The sequence below is a fragment of the Arthrobacter sp. genome, from assembly GCF_031988865.1.
GTDB lineage: Bacteria > Actinomycetota > Actinomycetes > Actinomycetales > Micrococcaceae > Arthrobacter_B.
In genome coordinates this window covers 26468-43894 of record NZ_DALZXY010000019.1, presented here as the reverse complement: position 1 = coordinate 43894, position 17427 = coordinate 26468, and the positions used below count along the sequence as shown (strand labels likewise).

At 65.8% G+C, this 17427-nt stretch carries 13 protein-coding genes; 3 read left to right on the top strand and 10 right to left on the bottom strand.

Annotation, left to right across the window (positions count from 1 at the left end; translation table 11 throughout):
- Positions 1-197: 197 nt before the first annotated feature.
- The 4 genes from RTN46_RS05665 to RTN46_RS05650 all read right to left on the bottom strand — a co-directional run bounded on the left by RTN46_RS05665 (position 198) and on the right by RTN46_RS05650 (position 2736).
- Positions 198-1271, bottom strand: coding sequence for a DUF4232 domain-containing protein (locus RTN46_RS05665; RefSeq protein ID WP_312179709.1), 1074 nt, complete (start codon positions 1269-1271; stop codon positions 198-200).
- Positions 1272-1431: 160 nt separating this feature from the next.
- Positions 1432-1626, bottom strand: a complete 195-nt coding sequence (locus tag RTN46_RS05660) for a DNA-binding protein (protein ID WP_312179707.1) — start codon at positions 1624-1626, stop codon at positions 1432-1434.
- Positions 1627-1693: 67 nt separating this feature from the next.
- A complete protein-coding gene (locus RTN46_RS05655) occupies positions 1694-2260 on the bottom strand; it encodes a HutD family protein (protein ID WP_312179705.1) in 567 nt (188 codons plus the stop codon).
- Between the two features lie 2 nt (positions 2261-2262).
- On the bottom strand, positions 2263-2736 hold the full coding sequence (locus RTN46_RS05650) for a pyridoxamine 5'-phosphate oxidase family protein (RefSeq protein WP_312179704.1): 474 nt from the start codon (positions 2734-2736) through the stop codon (positions 2263-2265).
- Between the two features lie 82 nt (positions 2737-2818).
- On the opposite strand from RTN46_RS05650, the gene RTN46_RS05645 reads away from it, so the two are divergent.
- Entirely contained in the window at positions 2819-3277 is a 459-nt protein-coding gene (locus RTN46_RS05645; protein ID WP_312179703.1) for a YccF domain-containing protein, read from the top strand.
- Positions 3278-3325: 48 nt separating this feature from the next.
- On the opposite strand, the gene RTN46_RS05640 is transcribed toward RTN46_RS05645, so the two are convergent.
- The 5 genes from RTN46_RS05640 to betT all read right to left on the bottom strand — a co-directional run bounded on the left by RTN46_RS05640 (position 3326) and on the right by betT (position 12601).
- Positions 3326-5245, bottom strand: coding sequence for a penicillin-binding transpeptidase domain-containing protein (locus RTN46_RS05640; protein ID WP_312179701.1), 1920 nt, complete (start codon positions 5243-5245; stop codon positions 3326-3328).
- A gap of 88 nt (positions 5246-5333) precedes the next feature.
- Complete coding sequence (locus RTN46_RS05635) at positions 5334-7301, bottom strand: penicillin-binding transpeptidase domain-containing protein (protein WP_312179700.1); 1968 nt, start codon at positions 7299-7301, stop codon at positions 5334-5336.
- A gap of 77 nt (positions 7302-7378) precedes the next feature.
- A complete protein-coding gene (locus RTN46_RS05630; RefSeq protein ID WP_312179698.1) occupies positions 7379-8992 on the bottom strand; it encodes a GMC oxidoreductase in 1614 nt (537 codons plus the stop codon).
- Between the two features lie 4 nt (positions 8993-8996).
- Positions 8997-10487: an aldehyde dehydrogenase family protein gene (locus RTN46_RS05625; RefSeq protein ID WP_312179697.1), complete on the bottom strand. Its 1491-nt coding sequence runs from the start codon at positions 10485-10487 to the stop codon at positions 8997-8999.
- Positions 10484-12601 (bottom strand): choline BCCT transporter BetT, encoded by a 2118-nt coding sequence (gene betT, locus RTN46_RS05620; protein ID WP_312179696.1) that lies wholly within the window; start codon positions 12599-12601, stop codon positions 10484-10486. Before betT ends, RTN46_RS05625 begins: the two co-directional genes overlap by 4 nt.
- Positions 12602-12898: 297 nt before the next feature.
- On the opposite strand from betT, the gene RTN46_RS05615 reads away from it, so the two are divergent.
- Entirely contained in the window at positions 12899-13501 is a 603-nt protein-coding gene (locus RTN46_RS05615; protein WP_312179694.1) for an SRPBCC domain-containing protein, read from the top strand.
- A gap of 178 nt (positions 13502-13679) precedes the next feature.
- Positions 13680-16307: an ATP-dependent chaperone ClpB gene (clpB, locus tag RTN46_RS05610; protein WP_312179693.1), complete on the top strand. Its 2628-nt coding sequence runs from the start codon at positions 13680-13682 to the stop codon at positions 16305-16307.
- An 83-nt stretch (positions 16308-16390) separates the two neighbouring features.
- Here clpB and RTN46_RS05605 read toward each other — a convergent pair.
- Positions 16391-17427 (bottom strand): septum formation family protein (locus tag RTN46_RS05605; protein ID WP_312179692.1); only part of this gene is annotated, 1037 nt, incomplete at its 5' end.

Genomic DNA, 17427 nt, shown 5'->3' with positions numbered 1-17427 from the left:
GTCCGGCACGCAGCGCCGGTCCGCGCCGGGCCACCGCGCCGGCGTCGAACGAACGCCGCAGCCGCTAACTCCTGCTGACTGGCTCTGGCAGACGCAGACGCTGCCGTTCCAGCACGCGCCGAAGGCCCCGCATCCTTGGATGCGGGGCCTTCGCTGCGTCTGGCTAATTCGCTGGTGAGGCTAGCCCGCTGGTGAGGCTAGTCCGCTGGTGAGGCCCCGGCCGGAGGGGTCTCGGAGTCCGTGGGAGCCCATGACGTGACGGTCAGGAAACCCGGTTCGGTGAGGTCGATGTCCACTTCCAACGGCTGGCGCAGGGTGCCGGAATATGGTGCCACCAGCAGCGTGCCGACCCGGCTCATGCCGGCTCCCGAGGTGACCCGCCAGCCGATCTGTGCCGTCGCCATCTGCCCGGGTGCAAGGGTTATTACGCCCGACGGCGTGTCCGTGGTCATCATTGATCCCCCGTGAACCGTGGTGATATCCATGACCCAGCCGTCCGTCCGGTTATAGGCCAAATCGGGGTAGCCGTGTACCGTGCAGCTCCGGTCTCCGGTGACTTCCAGGGTCAGCCGTGCCGCCCGGGCGCCCAGTGCGGCATCCCAGCCATCGGCACCCATCCGCACCTCATCTCCGCGGCACCACCCTGCGTCCGGTGTTTGGATCGGCGGGCCGGTGAGTTCGGCGCCAATGACTACCGGTTCCGGCACCGGTTCCGGTATCGGCCGTCCAGTGCTGTCTGCGGACACTATGTCCGCCGCCGGGACCACGGAGAGCAGTGCAGCGCCCGCCAAAGCGGCAATTGCCAGCGGGAGCCTGCGGGGATGAGCCCGGCCTGCCGTGCGTCGTCCGGTTTCGCGTCCGGGCCTGGACCCTTGAGCTAAGGCCAGCAAGGCGGGGAGCCAACCCCAGAACAGGCCCCAGCACGCCCCTGTGGTGGGTGAAGCAAGGAAGCTCTCTACGGGCGTGGCCAAGCGTGCGGGAGGCCAGTCGGCCAGAATGCCGCCCACACCCAGCACGGTGGTGCCGGCTGCCGAAGCCAGCGTTACGGCCATCCAGGCAGCCAGGAATACCTGTCCGCGGGAACGTCCACGTCCAGCCGGCAGCAGGACGGCGGTCAACGCCGTCACCAGGCCGCCGGCCAGAAGTGCCACGGCCCATTGGCCCAGCAGTGCGGCGGAGGCGGGCCCGGCGGATCCTCCGAAGTCGAATTCCACCGTCTGGGGCAGAATCCGGGCCGCCACAGACACCGGAGGGTATTGCGAAACCTGCATTAACAGGGCGAATCCCACACCGGATAACACCCACAGAACTCCGGTCAGAGCCGGGACGGCGAGCCCGGTGCGCCCGTTTGGTGTGCCTGTGATCCCCATTCGCCGAAGCCTACCCGGGCTGTGTGGCCGGCTGGCGGATCAGGACAGCGTGTTCCGGCGCTTACCCGAGGCTGAGTCCGTGCTCGCCCAAAGCGTCGTCGATGATGTCCAGCGCCTTCGGACCCATGCCATGCAGCTGTTCCAGGTCAGCCCTGGGGACGCCTGCCAGCTGGCGGAGCGAGGTGATGCCCGCGCCGCCCAGGGCGCGGACCGCCGGTGCCGAAATCCGGGGCAGCTCATTCAGTAAAGTGCTCATGCGTTGATGCTAGGCAATGGCGGCTTCACCGGCACAGTCCCCTTGGCCGGCAGCGCCCGGGGGAGCGCTAGTCCAGTTCGTAGAAGGAGGCGATGGCGGCGAAACCGCGGCCGAGCACCTGCGGCCGGTCTTCGCTGCCGGGAACGGTGTCCAACGGATCCAGGTCCTGGGACGCACCGTCGTCGAACACGGCCTTGGCGCTCCCCTGCAGCAGGACGAGGAACTGGTCCGGTCCGAGAGCCGGGGCGTTCTTCTTCGAGAGCTCCACCACCATAAGTCCGGCCCCGAACCTGGCCCGGTCCACGAAGGTATTCAGCACGGTCACCTCGCCGGTGGGCAGGGAGGCGGTTGCCGGAACGTCGCCGGGATAGCGGAACGGACGGAAGCGTTCCATGGCGTGCTCGGCGCCGCCTACGTCCAGGACCAGCAGTTCACCCTCAACAGGAACCGTGATGCGGTCCATTCCCTCGAACCGGGTGAACGGACCAGATTTCTCAATGGTCGCTGCGGCCAGCCGCCACCCTGGCGCGCCGGAAGAACCGGCCGGCCCCACCGCAATGTCCTTGACGCGGCCGGCATTGTTCCCCCACGCCTTCGACGGCAAGGCTGCAAAGCTCAGAACTGAAGTACCCACACCTATTCCGTAAAAGCCTGCCGGCGCCGTGCCGAGAGGACATGGCGGCGCGCCGCATCGTTGATCCGGAAGCGCCTGCCGGATGTCTCAACGGGAGTAACACGCACAAAATGGTTCTTCTCCCCGCTCTGCCAGGGGAACAGCTCCAGGGCTTCGGAATCCAGGATGTCCTCAATGGACGCGAACTGGGCGGCGGTTCCCTTCAGCACAACGCTCCAGGCGAAGCCGAGGCCGTCGTCGTACCCGTCCACCTCGAACGCGACGGAAGCGTCCGCCAGCGCTGCGGCGAGCTTGGTGCCCTTCGCGCTGCGGAAAACCACGGTGCCGTGGTCCACCGCGAAGTTGATCGGAAAGATGTCCGGACGGCCGTCCACGACTACGGCCAGCCGGCCGACTGAAGCCTGGCGGACGTACTCCCAGCACTCGCTGGAGCTCAGTTCTACGGGTACCCCTGCATCATCTGTGGTTCGCGGCATGCCTTCAGTCTAGGCACAGCGTGCTTCCCCGCGGAAAGCCGCAGACCGTGACTCTGCACCACATCTGGAGAACAATAGGCTCATGAAGGCAATCCTGAACGTTATCTGGCTCCTTTTCGGCGGTATCTGGCTTGCCCTGGGCTACGCCCTCGCCGGAATCGTCTGCTGCCTGCTGATCGTGACCATCCCGTTCGGAATCGCGTCCTTTAGGATCGCGTCCTATGCGCTGTGGCCTTTTGGCCGCACTGTTATAGACAGCGGACGCGGGACCGGGGTGCTGGCCACTTTGGGCAACGTGATCTGGCTCGTTATTGCGGGTGTGTGGATCGCAATCGGCCACATACTGACCGCCATTCCCATGTTTGTCAGCATCATCGGCATCCCGCTGGGCATCGCAAACCTGAAGATGATCCCCATTTCGCTCCTCCCGCTGGGCAAACGGATCGTGCCGACCTCCGGTCCGGGGCTTGTTCCCTACAACTCGCCCACCCCGTACGCGACTTACTCCGGCGCTGCCGGCAAGGGCCGGTACGGCCGGTAGGGTCGTTCCCGGCGCCGGGGATTGGCGCCGGGAATTCACAGCGTTGGGTCAGCCGGCCAGGCTGTCGAGGAACGCCTTCATGACCGGACCGCCGGAGGTTGAGCCCAGCTCGCCCTCCTCGATAAACAGTGCGACGGCGAGGTCACCCTGGATCGCCACGACCCAGGCATGGGTACGCGGCGGGGTATCGCTGCCGAACTCGGCTGTGCCGGTCTTTGCGAGCACCGGCGCCCCGGGTACGTCCTGGAGCAGCTGACCACCGCCCTCGGTCACCACGCCCCGCATCATCGAGCGCAGGGTCCCCGCCTCATCGGTACTGACCGACCCTTGGGCCGGCGACGGGGTTTGGGGGTTCTCAGCCCCGCTTCCCGCCGGAGCGGTCACCAGGGTGGGGGTTACGCGTTCGCCTTTGGCCGCGGAGGCCCCGGCAATGGCCAGCGCCAGCGGTGACACGAGGATCTCGCCCTGCCCGATCATGGAAGCCGCGTGCAGTGTGCCTTCGGCTTGGTCCGGCACCGAGCCAAAATAGGCGGGGGTGCCGATGGCCGCGTCGACCCCCAGCCCCAGGCTTTGGGCGGCGGAGGCGAGATCGGACTGGGAGACGGTGTCGCGGGCGTTGATGAACGCGGTGTTGCAGGACTGGGCGAAGGCCTGGCCGAGGGTGATCCTGCCCAGGAACTCTTCCGGGTAGGTGCTGGCGTTGTTGAACATCCGGCCGTCCACGTCCACTTGCTCAGGACAGGAGAGCATGGTGTCCGGCGTCGACCCGGTGCGCAGCATCGCCAGGGCGGTTGCCAGCTTGAAGGTGGACCCCGGAGCGTACTGTCCAAGCAGGGCCGTCTGTGCCCCTTTGCTGCCGGGCCCGTTGGCTACCGCGAGGATGCTGCCGGTGGAGGGCTGGATGGCCACCAGCGCCGAGGCGGAGGGCTCGTCCGCCAGGGCCGACTCGGCTTTGGACTGGATGCCGGCATTCAGTGTTGTCTGCAGCGGATCCCCGGGCTCGCCGGCGGTCTCAAAGAATGGTGCGGAGAGAACGTTGTCCGCGTTCGCGATCCGGATGGTGACGGCGTCGGCCCCCCGAAGCTGGGTGTCGTACTGAAGCTGCAGCCCGGACAGTCCGGCCTGGTCGCCGGGGACCAGGGCACCGCCGGACTTCTCGATCAGTTCCGCCGTGGCTTCCCCGACCGATCCGAGCAGCGCCTGGGCAAAGCTGGGGGTTTCTGCCAGGGACAGGTTCCCGGACAGTGCCGCGGCCCCCGGAACGGTCGCGATGTCCGACTCGAACTTGGCCGGAACGCTGTCCTGCCGCACGGTAACGGCGTCCACAAACGCCTTGGGGCCGGCTGCCAGGACCTTCGCCGTGAACGCCTCGGTATCCAGGTTCAGGTACTGGGACAGGTAGAAGGCGGAGGAGACGTACTCCTTTTCCGTCAGCACGGCTTTGTCGATGCCGACCCGCCAGACCGCCCTGTCGGCCATCAGTACCGCGCCGCCGGCACCGAGGATGTCCCCGCGGCGCACGGGGCCGGTGGTGCGCAGCAGATGCTCGCTGGGCTCCAGGTCAGGATGCACGGTGGCGGCAGTGAAGCGCACCTGCCATGTGTCCTCTTCATCCCGCTGGAGGGTGACCGTGGTGTCGTAACTGTAGTCTTCCTCGGACGCGTTGACGTCCCAGACGTAGTTGAGGGTGGCGGCCGCTTCGTCGTCGGAGATTTCCTCGATTCCGCTGACGGTGACTGTCGGCTTCATCGGTGCCATTCCGGAAACCAGGTACCCGAGCATGCCGTTGACGGCTTCGACGGAGGAATCGGCGAAAGTGCTGCCCGCTACGTCCAGCGCGGATAGACCGGTGGCCAGCGTCGCCGCGGCGTCTTCGGGGCCCGGGCCTGGATCCGGTGAGCAGGCGGCCAGCGGGAGAGCCAAGATGGACACTGACAGGATTGATGCGAGCAGGCGGTGTTTCCCCATCCGGTCAGGCTACCGGCGGGGAGTTTGAAAAAGGACACGGCCGCCGCGAAATGCAGCGGCCGGGCCCGGATTCTCTGGCGTGGCAGGGTCAGCTGGCCAGGCCCTCCAAGAACGCCTTCATGACCGGACCGCCGGAGGTTGAGCCCAGCTCGCCCTCCTCGATAAACAACGCGACGGCGAGGTCACCCTGGATCGCCACGACCCAGGCATGGGTGCGCGGCGGGGTGTCGCTGCCGAACTCAGCGGTGCCGGTCTTGGCCAGCACGGGTTCGCCGGGAACCCCCTGAAGCAGCTGTACGCCGCCGTCGGTCACCACGCCCCGCATCATCTCGCGCAGGGTTGCCGCTTCAGCGGCCGTTAGGGGAGCGGATGCGGCCGGGCCGGAGGCTGAGGCAGATCCAGAGGGAGAGCTCGAAGCTGAGCCGGACGCCGTGCTGCGCTCAGCCGGGTCTGCGGTACTAGAGGTGTCCACCAGGACCGGGGAGACCCGTTCGCCGCTGGCTATCGATGCTCCTGCAATCGCCAGCGCCAACGGGGACACCAGGACTTCGCCCTGCCCGATCATCGACGCGGCGTGCAGAGTTCCGTCAGCCTTTTCCGGTACGGCACCGAAGTAAGCGGGTGTGCCGATGGCGGTGTCCACGCCCAGCCCCAGCGCCTCGGCGGCGGTGGCGAGGTCCGGCTGTGCCACCGTGCCGCGGGCGTTAATGAAGGCTGTGTTGCAGGACTGGGCGAACGCCTGGCGCAGCGGAATGTCACCGAGGAACTGTGCCGGGTAGGTGCTGGCGTTATTAAAGCGCCTGCCGTCCACGTTGAGCTCTTCGGGACAGGAGACCACGGAATCAGGGGTGGCCCCGGAGCGGAGCATCGCCAGGGACGTGGCGAGCTTGAACGTGGAGCCTGGGGCGTACTGTCCGAGCAGGGCGGTCTGGGCTCCTTCGCTGCCGGGACCGTTGGCCACGGCCAGGATGTTGCCGGTGGAGGGCTGGATGGCCACCAGTGCCGAGGCGGACGGCTCGTCTTCGAGAACCGATTCGGCCAGCGTCTGCATCCGGGTGTCAAGGGTGGTCTGCAGCGGATCAGCGGCCACACCTGCGGAGGTGAAGAGCGGTGCTGAGGATACGTTCTCGGCAGTGACTGTGCGGATTTGAACACCGTCAACGCCCTTGAGCTGGGAGTCGTACTGCTGCTGCAGGCCGGAGAGGCCGGTCTGGTCACCGGCGGAGAGCTCACCGCCGGATTTCTCGATCAGTTCAGCAGTTGCCTCACCCACCGAGCCGAGCAGTGCCCGGGCGAAGGTGCGGGTGGGTGCCAACGCCAGGCTGCCGGGGATGGCCGTGGCGCCGGGGATCGCCGCCACCTCGGTTGCGAAGTCTGGACTGGCGCCGTCCTGGCGGAGGGTGATGGCTTCCACGAAGGCCTCCGGTCCGGCGGCCAGCACCTGCGCGGTGAAGGCGGCCGGGTCCAGTTCCAGGTATGTGGCCAAGGCAGCGGCGGAGGACTCGAACTCGGCCTCCTCCAGCCGCGTTTTGTCGATTCCGACGCGCCAGACCGGGCGCTGGGTCACCAGGACCTGACCGTCAGCGCCGTGGATTTCGCCACGGGGCACTGGAGCGACCTCACGGACCAGATGGTCGGAGGAGGCCAGCTGGGGATGCACCACGCTGGGGGCGAAGCCGATCTGCCAGGCTCCCTCCTCGTCCCGCCGCAGGTCAACGGAGGTGTCATAGCTGAAGTCCTCATCAGAGGCGCTCACGTCCCACACGTAGCTGAGCGTGGCGGTGGCTTCGTCGTCGGAGATCTCCTCTACTGAGGAGACGCTGACGGTTGGTTTCAGCGGCGTCATGCCGGAAGTCCATTCAGCCAGCCTGAGGTTTGCCTCCTCCGAAGTGGAGTCCTGGAACGACGTGCCGGAAACATCCAGCTTCGAGAGTCCTTCAGCAAGTGATTTGGCTGCATCTTCGGGCTGCGGGCGGTCCTCCGCCGAGCAGGCCACCATTGAGAGCCCCAGTATGGACACGGACAGGACCGATGCGAGTAAGCGATGTTTCCCCATCCGCACAGAGTACCGGGAGCGGAAATGAAAAGCGGACACGGGCGCAGTTGCACCCGTGTCCGCTTCGGCGGCAGAAGCTACACGCTGGCCACTGCCGCAGCGGTGTCCGCACCGGTTGCCGTCCGGGCTTCCCGGACCAGCTCGGCGCAGCGCTCGCCGATCATCATGGTGGTGATGTTCGGGTTGACCGTGGTCAGTTCCGGCATTACGGAGGCATCAGCCACCCGCAGGCCGGTAACACCCTTGACCCGCAGCTGCGGATCCAAAGGCGCCATGTCGTCGTCGTGCGCGCCCATCCGGACCGAACCGGCGGGGTGATAGACGGTGTTGTGCGTTTTGCGGATGTAGTCGGCAATCTGTTCATCCGTCTGGACGTCAGGTCCCGGGTAGAGCTCCCTGCCTGCCCATTCGGCCATGGCCGGCTGGGAGACGATTTCGCGGGCCTTCTTGATGCCGTGGATCATCACCCGCATGTCATGCGGGTCGGTGAAGTAGCGCGGATCCACCATCGGCTTGTCACGGAAGTCCCGGCTGCGCAGCCGGACCGTGCCGCGGGAGCGGGCGTGCGTGACGTTCGGGGTGAGGCAGAACCCGTTTTCCGTGGTGGGGAACCCCTGGCGCAGCGTGTGCATGTCGAACGGCACCGAGCCGTAGTGGAACATCAGGTCCGGGCGGTCCAGGCCGTCCTCGGTGGGGGTGAAGATGCCGATTTCCCACCACTGGGTGGAGGTCTCGGTCATGGGCTTCTTCGCTTCCCACTGGATGACGCCCTCGGGATGGTCCTGCAGGTTCGAGCCCACGCCGGGGGAATCCGCGCGCACCTCAATGCCGAGCTCGGCAAGGTGCTCCTTCGGGCCGATGCCGGAGAGCATCAGCAGCTTCGGCGAGTCGATCGCGCCGGCGGAGAGGATGACCTCGGTGCGGGCGTTCAGTGTGTGGGTGCGGGCAAACTGCCCGTCCACGACGTCGACGCCGGTGCAGCGGTTGGCGTCGTCGAACTTCAGTTCACGGGCGCGCAGCCCGGTCAGCAGGGTGAAGTTCTTCCGTTCCCGGATCGGGTGGATGTAGGAAACGGAGGACGACGAGCGCGTTCCGTCGGCATGGCGGTTGATCTGGAAGAAGTTCGCGCCGTTGGTGACGGTTTCGCCGGTGTTGAACTTCGCCCGCGGGATCCCAGCCTGTTCGCAGGCATCCAGCAGCGCGACGCCGCACGGGTCGCTGGGCGGAACGTTCATCAACTTCACCGGACCGTCCGCGCCGTGGTGCGGAGCATCCGGGCCGGCATCCTCGTTGGATTCCAGCTGCTTGTAGAGCCGGAAGGCCATGGCGGAATTCCAGCCCTCAGCCCCGAACTTGGTTTCCCAGTCATCCAGGTCCTCGCGGGGCGCCCAGAAGGCAATGCAGGAGTTGTGACTGGAGCAGCCGCCCATCACCTTGGCGCGGGAGTGGCGCATAAACGAGTTGCCGTTCTCCTGCGGTTCGATCGGGTAGTCCCAGTCGTAGCCGGATTCAAGCAGTTCCATCCAGCGGTCCAGCTGGAGGACTTCGTCGATGCCCCGGTCATCGGGGCCGGCCTCCACCAGGGCCACCTCGACGGCGGGATCCTCGCTCAGCCGGGCGGCGGCGGCGGCGCCGGCCGAGCCGCCGCCGATCACGATGTAGTCGAAATCTGTTCTCTGCAGATCAGTCATGGAGCTAGTTGACCTTTCCGTGGTCGGTGAACCATCCGGTTACCTGGGGGTTGATGTTCTGGTAGATGTGCTTGGCTTCCTGGTATTCGCCCAAGCCGGTGGGGCCGAGTTCGCGGCCGACGCCGGAGGCGCCGAAGCCGCCCCATTCGGCCTGCGGCAGGTAGGGGTGGAAGTCATTGATCCAGATGGTGCCGTGACGCAGCCGGCGGGCGACGCGCTGGGTCTTGCCCGCGTCGGAGGACCAGACTGCCCCGGCCAGGCCGTAATCGGTGTCATTGCCCAGCTCCACCGCCTCGTCCTCACCGTTGAAAGTTTCGACGGTGACCACGGGGCCAAACGCCTCATCGACCAGGGCCGAGCTGCCGCGGCGAACGTTATCGAGCACGGTGGGGGCGTAGTAGAAGCCCTTCTCCAGCTCGCCGGTGCCCCAGGTTCCGCCGCAGCGGATCCGGGCGCCTTCCCCGACGGCCTTCTCAACGTAGGCGGTCACCTTGTCCCGGTGCGCGGCGGAGATCAGCGGTCCGGTCTCGGCCGACTCATCGAACGGCCCGCCCATGCGGATCTGCCGGGCGCGGCGGACCAGTTCATCTACGAAACGTTCAGCGATCGGTTCTTCGACGATGAGCCGGGCGCCGGCGGAGCACACCTGGCCGGAGTGGACGAACGCAGCGTTCAGGGCGTTGTCCACCGCGGCGTCGAAATCCGCGTCGGCAAAGATGATGTTCGGGTTCTTGCCGCCGAGCTCCAGCGCCACCTTCTTCACGGTGCCCGCCGCCGCGGCAGCGATGACCTTGCCGGTCGCCAGGCCACCGGTGAAGGACACCAGATCCACGTCGGGGGACTCAGAGAGCGGAGCCCCCGCCACGGCACCGGCACCGAGCACCAGGTTGGCCGTTCCACGGGGCAGGCCCAGGTCCTCGAGCACCCGCATCATCAGGATGGAGGTGGACGGGGTCAGCTCGGAGGGCTTCAGGATGAAGGTGCAGCCCGCGGCCAGGGCCGGGGCGATCTTCCAGGCGGCCTGCAGCAGCGGGTAGTTCCACGGGGCGATCATGCCGCACACGCCTACGGGTTCGTACTCGACCCGGGACACCACACTGGGGTCCCCGGCGTCGACGATCCGTCCGGCATTCTGGCCGGCGGTCTTCCCGAAATAGGTGAAGCAGGCGGCGATGTCATCGATGTCGATTTCGCTCTCGACCAGGCGCTTGCCGGTATCGAGGGTCTCGGCCCGGGCGAAGTCCTCCTTGCGGGCCTTCAGTTCCGCCGCGACGCGCAGCAGGAAGTCGCCCCGTTCCGGGGCGGGGACGGCTGCCCACTCGCCGCGGTCGAACGCCGAGCGTGCGGCGGCGATGGCTTTCTCCGTGTCGGCGCGGGTGGCCTCGGAGACCGTGGCGACGTGTTCGCCGTCGGCCGGGTTGTGAATTTCCCGGGTGCCGCCGTCGGACGCGGGGACCCATTCACCATCGATGAAAAGGGTTGCGGTCGTGCTCATACTTTTTCCTCCTCGCCGACAAAGTCGGCATCCCAGTTGTCTTTGACGACCGGGTCTTCGGTGATTGCGGTATTGCCGGGCACCTCGCGGTTGAGGTGCAGGAACTCCAGGTGCCGTTCGTAGTGGTCCAGGACGTCGGTGATGAGCTGTTCCTTCGTGTAGCCCATCACGTCATAGCCGTGGCTGCCTTCGAGGGAGAAGACCTCCATGCGGAAGTACTTGGTGTCCGTCGATGCACTGCGCAGGGCATAGGACGGCGTCTCGTACTGAACGGGATAGATCTGGTATTTGAAGGGCCGTTCCTCGCCCAGCCCAACGGCCAGGTCCGCGGACCGGATGCCGTTCGCGTCAGGCTCGACCAGGGTGAGCGAGACCTCCGCTCCCTGGGATTCGAGTTCGTCGTGGACGTCCTGCAGCGCCGGGTAAGCCACCGATTCGACGAAACGCCCTGCCTGCTTGGGTCCGGGATAGGTCATGGCACGGGAGAGCCGCTGGCGCCATGACCGGCCGCTGCGGGGATCCCCACCGCCGCGTCCAGCGATCATCCCGGGCAGCGAGGAGCGGAAGCTGGCAGCCAGCGAGTTCTCCACGCGCAGCGCCTTATAGACGCCGAGCATAATGAACAGCAGCAGGATGGAGAGCGGCAGTCCCATAATGATGGTTGCGTTCTGCAGGGTGGTCACGCCCCCGACCATCAGCATGGCCAAGGTGAGCAGGCCGGTGATAACGGCCCAGAAGACGCGCATCCACTTCGGGGCGTCGGAATCGGCGTCCTTGAGGTGGGAGGTGAAGTTGGCCATCACCAGTGCGCCGGAATCAGCGGACGTGACGTAGAACAGCAGCCCGGTGAACGTGGCGATCGCCGCGGTGGCGGGCGCCCAGGGGAACTGCTCGAGCAGGCCGTAGAAGGCCCGCTCGGGCTGGTTCATGGCTACGTCGCCAAAGGCCGCGTTACCGCCCATCACCAGGTCCAGCGCACTGTTGCCGAAGATGGAGATCCACAGCAGGATGAAGGCGAACGGGACGATCATGGTGCCAAGGACGAACTGGCGGATGGTCCGGCCGCGGGAAATCCGGGCCAGGAACAGCCCAACGAACGGCGCCCAGGCGATCCACCAGGCCCAGAAGAACAGGGTCCAGCCGGAGAGCCAGTCATCCGGGCGGTCATAGGCCATGGTGTCCATCGTCATGGCGGGGAAGCGGCTGAGGACATCGCCGACGTTCTGCACGATCCCGTCGAGCAGGAAGCTGGTCTTGCCCGCGATGAGGATAAAGAGCATCAGGCCGAACGCCAGGATCACGTTGAGCTCAGAGAGCCGGCGGATGCCCTTCTCCACACCTGAGACCACGGAGATGGTTGCCATGATCACGGACAGGGCGATCAGTGCGATCTGCACGCTGAGGTTTTCCGGGACATCGAACATAAAGTTCAGCCCGTAGTTCAACTGCACGACGCCGATGCCCAGGGACGTGGCAATGCCGAAGATGGTGCCGAGCAGTGCTGCGATGTCCACGCCGTGTCCCAGCGGACCGTCGATTTTCTTGCCGAAGATCGGGTACAGGGCGGAGCGGATGCTCAACGGCAGGTTGTGGCGGTAGGCAAAGTACCCCAGGGCCAGGCCCATCAGGGCATACAGTGCCCAGCCGGTGATTCCGTAGTGGAAGAGGGTTAAGACTAGGGCCTGGCGGGCTGCCTCGGCGGTGGAGCCGTCGCCCAGCGGCGGGGCAAGGTATTGGGTGACCGGCTCGGAGACCGAGAAGAACATCAGGTCGATGCCGATGCCGGCGGCGAAGAGCATGGCTCCCCAGGTGAAGATCCCGAACTGCGGCTTGGAATGGTCCGGTCCCAGCTTGGTTCTTCCGACTCCGGAGAGGGCGATGACCAGGACGAAGACCACCACCAGGCTGACGACCAGGAAGTAGTACCACCCCATGTTGGTTGACACCCAGCTGACCATCGCGCCGATCACGGCTTCGGCGGATTCGGTGGAGATCATGGCCCAGAGGGCGATAGCAGTGATGCCGACGGACGAACCAATAAATACTGTCTTATTGACTCGGGTTTTGGCCGGCAAATCGGGCGGAGTTAGCGCCCCCGGGGCTTTGGTCATCATTCCCTTTCCAAGGAGTCCAAAAAAGTAAGTTCCCTTAGTCTCGGACTATCACACTATCAAAGTGCCTTGTGGGAGGGGATTTTTTGGTTTGGCGTACCCCCGTGGAGGGTGTTGAGCCGGCCTCCGTCCTGGCCGAGCCGGGCAGCGAACCCTGTCCTGTGCTGGCATTCCCTGCTAATCTCCAATGAGGCGGGCTGTGGCCTGCCTCACAGACCGGTTCCGGGGTGCCCGGCCGGACGCATCGATCCGGAATGACTCCTCAGAACCGCTACGCCGGCAAGCTGAAGGAGCGGGTGGATGTCCGAGCTGAATGTGGAACTTTCCGAAACTGAGCGGTCCTTCGGGCTTCGCCAGATACCGGCGGGGCATGCCCGCATGCTGGTGATCGGGCGGTGTCTTCCTCAGCCCATTGGTGAGGTGTGGAATGCCCTGACCGACCCCGCCCGCATTGGCGCGTACTTTGCGGAGCCACAGGGAGACTTTCGCCGCGGCGGCGACTACGAACTTCCGGGCTTTTCCCGGGGGACCATCCTGCGGTGCGATCCTCCCCGGTTGCTCACCGTGTCCTGGATGCCCGCCCACGGCAATGGCGGGGAGCTGGAAATCCATCTGGCGGACGAAAATGGGGCCACGCGGGTTGAACTGCTTTATGCCTCCGTGCGCAAGCGGTTCGCCGTAATGGACCCAGAGGTCAATGAGTGGGCAGCGGGGCCAGGCTGGGAGTTCTTCCTCGATAATCTCTCGGCTCACCTTGATGGACGGGAGGTGCGCCCGACGGACCGTGACTGGCAGAGCATGGAAGGAACGGACCGGGAGCTTTATGAGGCGCGGAATACCGAGTGGGTGCGGGTGAGGGAAGAGTTCGAGCGTGAGCACAGCCCTCTTCCTTCGCCGGAATAGCTGCGGGCCAACGGCGCGAACAGCCTGTGGGTAACTTTACCTTCCGGCATTGAGTGAACTACACTCAAGTTTGTTGAGTACGGTCGGATGAAGCCAGTTGGAAGGGTCGCGAGACTCTCCAGTCGGGCAGTCCACCGGGAGCTTGTTTGGTTTCGTTGAATCCGAGAAGGAGCCCGCCGTGGATACCAAATTCACGAATAAAAGCCAGGAAGCGCTTCAGGCCGCCGCCATGAATGCGACCACCGCTGGTAACCCCCAGATTGAACCAGCCCACCTGTTGAAGGCGCTGATGGATCAGCGCCAGGGTGTGGCCGTCGCGCTGATCAAGGCCGCCGGCGTCAACGCTGACGCTGTCAGTGTCGCGGCCAGCAATGCCATCCATGAGCTGCCGTCCAGCTCTGGATCCTCCGTGCAGCAGCCGCAGTTCTCCCGCCCTCTCCTGCAGGTGGTCAACGCTGCGCAGCAGGAAGCGGCGCAGCTGGGCGACGCCTATGTCTCCACCGAGCACCTGCTCCTGGCACTGTCGGTGGATAACGGGCCCGCCGGCAAAGCCCTTCGCGATAACAATGCCGGCCACGATGCGCTGGCCGCCGCTCTTCCCACCGTTCGAGGAGACCGTAAAGTGACAAATGCCGATCCCGAAAACACCCTTCAGGCACTGGAAAAGTTCAGCACCGATCTCACCGAACTGGCCCGGTCCGGAAAGCTGGACCCGGTGATCGGCCGGGACGCGGAAATCCGCCGGGTCATCCAGGTGCTCAGCCGCCGAACCAAGAACAACCCGGTGCTGATCGGTGAACCCGGCGTCGGCAAAACCGCCGTCGTCGAAGGCCTTGCCCAGCGGATCGTTGCAGGGGACGTCCCGGAAAGCCTGAGCGGCAAAACCCTGCTGTCCCTGGATTTGGGGTCCATGGTGGCCGGGGCTAAGTACCGCGGCGAGTTCGAAGAGCGGTTCAAAGCCGTCCTGGAGGAGATCGCCAACGCCGAGGGCCAGATCGTCACCTTCATCGATGAAATGCACACCGTGGTGGGAGCCGGCGCCGCTGAAGGGTCCATGGATGCCGGCAACATGCTCAAGCCCATGCTGGCCCGCGGCGAACTGCGCCTGATCGGCGCCACCACACTGAACGAATACCGCGAAAACGTGGAAAAGGACGCCGCCCTGGAACGCCGCTTCCAGCAGGTCTTTGTGGGGGAGCCCAGCGTCCCGGACACCATCGGCATCCTCCGCGGCCTGAAGGAGCGGTACGAAGCGCACCACAAGGTAGCCATCGCCGACTCCGCACTGGTGGCCGCGGCCAACCTCTCGAACCGCTACATCACCGGCCGCCAGCTGCCGGACAAGGCGATCGACCTGGTCGATGAGGCAGCGTCCCGGCTGCGGATGGAGATTGATTCCGCGCCGGAGGAGATCGACGAACTGCGCCGCGCCGTGGACCGGCTCACCATGGAAGAGCTGGCCATCTCCGGGGAGAGCGACGAAGCCTCGATGGAACGGCTCGAAGTACTCCGCGAGGACATGGCGAACAAGAAGGAGCAGCTCGCAGCCCTCAACGCCCGCTGGGAGGCCGAAAAGGCCGGCCTCAACCGGGTTGGGGACATCAAGGCCCGCATCGATGAACTGCGCTCGCTGGCCGAAAAGGCCCAGCGCGACGGCGACCTCACCGAAGCCTCCCGGATCCTGTACGGCGAAATCCCGGCAATGCAGAAGGAACTCGACGCCGCCCAGGAAGCCGAGCAGGACAAATACGGCGACGGCGCCCGGGAGCTGATGGTCTCGGAGGAAGTCACCGCCGACGACATCGCCGAAGTTGTCTCAGCCTGGACCGGTATCCCCGCCGGCCGCATGCTGCAGGGCGAATCGCAGAAACTCCTGGACATGGAATCCGCCCTCGGATCCCGGCTGATTGGGCAGGAAAAGGCCGTCTCCGCTGTGGCGGACGCCGTCCGCCGCTCCCGCGCCGGGGTCAGCGACCCGGACCGCCCCACCGGTTCCTTCCTGTTCCTGGGCCCCACCGGCGTCGGCAAGACCGAACTGGCCAAGGCCCTCGCGGAGTTCATTTTCGACGACGAACGCGCCATCGTCCGGATGGACATGAGCGAGTACGCCGAGAAGCACACCGTGTCCCGCTTGGTTGGCGCCCCTCCCGGATACGTCGGATACGAGGAAGGCGGCCAGCTCACCGAGGCTGTCCGCCGCCGTCCCTACTCCGTGATCCTGCTGGACGAGGTGGAGAAGGCCCATCCGGACGTCTTCGACATCCTGCTCCAGGTGCTCGACGACGGACGGCTGACGGACGGGCAGGGCCGCACCGTGGACTTCCGCAACGTGATCCTAATCCTCACCTCCAACCTCGGCTCCCAATTCCTGGTGGATCCGGGCCTGAACGAGGACCAGAAGCACGAGTCGGTGATGTCCATGGTCAACGCCAACTTCAAGCCGGAGTTCCTGAACCGGCTGGACGACGTCATCCTCTTTGACCCGTTGAGCCTGGAGGAGCTGTCCAAGATCGTAGACATTCAGGTCCGGGGGTTGGCAGCGCGGCTGCGGGACCGCCGCCTGACCCTGGAGGTTACGGACGCCGCGCGGGAGTGGCTGGCACTGACCGGCTACGACCCTGCATACGGTGCGCGCCCACTGCGTCGCCTGGTACAGCGTGAAATCGGGGACAAGCTGGCCAAGGGCATCCTGGCCGGCCGGATTTCCGACGGCGACACCGTCCTGGTGGACCGGCCCGAACCCATCAACGGTGATGAACTTGCGACTCAGGGCCTGAGCGTCGAAGCAGTGGCGCCCGCAGCGTAGCTCCGTCCCATCCGTATCCGAACCTAAAAGCAGGAAGGCCACCAGCTGGCGGCCTTCCTGCTTTTTCTTTGTTTTGTCTCGCCCTACGGCTGGACGATCAGGGACTCCGTGAGCTCTTCGCTGGGGGAAACCACGAAGCAGTCCACGCGCCGGTCCCCGGCATCCCAGGAACTCTGGGTCGGCACGGCCCGGTTAAGTTCCAGATCCGAGTACTTGGACGCGCCGTCCGTGTACATCACCGAGGAACAGACTTCCTCGGCCTTGGCGGCCAGGGCATCCGCGCCCGGGAACGCGTCCGCGCCGGGGTAGGACTGGGTGGCGACCAGCTGGGCGTTGTGCTCGGTGTCGCAGGTGACGACGGTGACATCGGCATTGACGCTCTTGAAGTCCTGCAGGCAGGCTCCGGCGTCCAGGTCCACTGGTGCCACCGAATCCTCCAGGACTCCGTCCCCTCGGTTGCTGTCCGCAACGATCGTGGCCAGCCAGATGCCCAGCAGGACAATGACCAGAATGGAGCCGATGAGGGCCAGCATACGGGTGGTCCTGCTGGTGCCGTTGCTCTTGGCGGCAGCTTCTTCGGCTTCCCTGGTACGCCGGGCCCGCCGGGAATCGGCAGGCACAGCGGTGGAACCGGAGGGGTTGACCTTGTGTGTAATGCCGGTGTCCGCGGGATCTTCCGTCGCTACCTTTTTCGTGAGCGAGAGGGAGGCGAAGGAATCGGTGACCGGTGCAGCCACGTCGTTGCTGTCGCTCTTGAGAGTTGAGGTGGCGATGGTGGGATGGGCGCCGGTGCCGGCCTCCTCAGCTGCGTCGGCTTCGGGCGCCGTGGTGTCGCCGGGCTCTGCCTCCGCAGCCTCCCCTGCCTCCTCTGCGTCAGCAGTCTGAACAGTCTCCCCAACGTCCGCAGACTGCTGAGGTGCCTCCGGCTCCGAAGATTGCTCCGGCTCCGCAGGCTGCTCAGGTTCCGTTGCTGCGGTGGAGGTCTTCGCATCGGCACCGCCTTCAGCTGGCTCTTCGGTGGGGTCGGCGGCGTCGCCAGCCTTCGCCTCGGCGTCGCCCGCCTCAGCGTCAGGGTCGCCGGTCTTCGCCTCGGCGTCGCCCGCCTCCGCGTCAGGGTCGC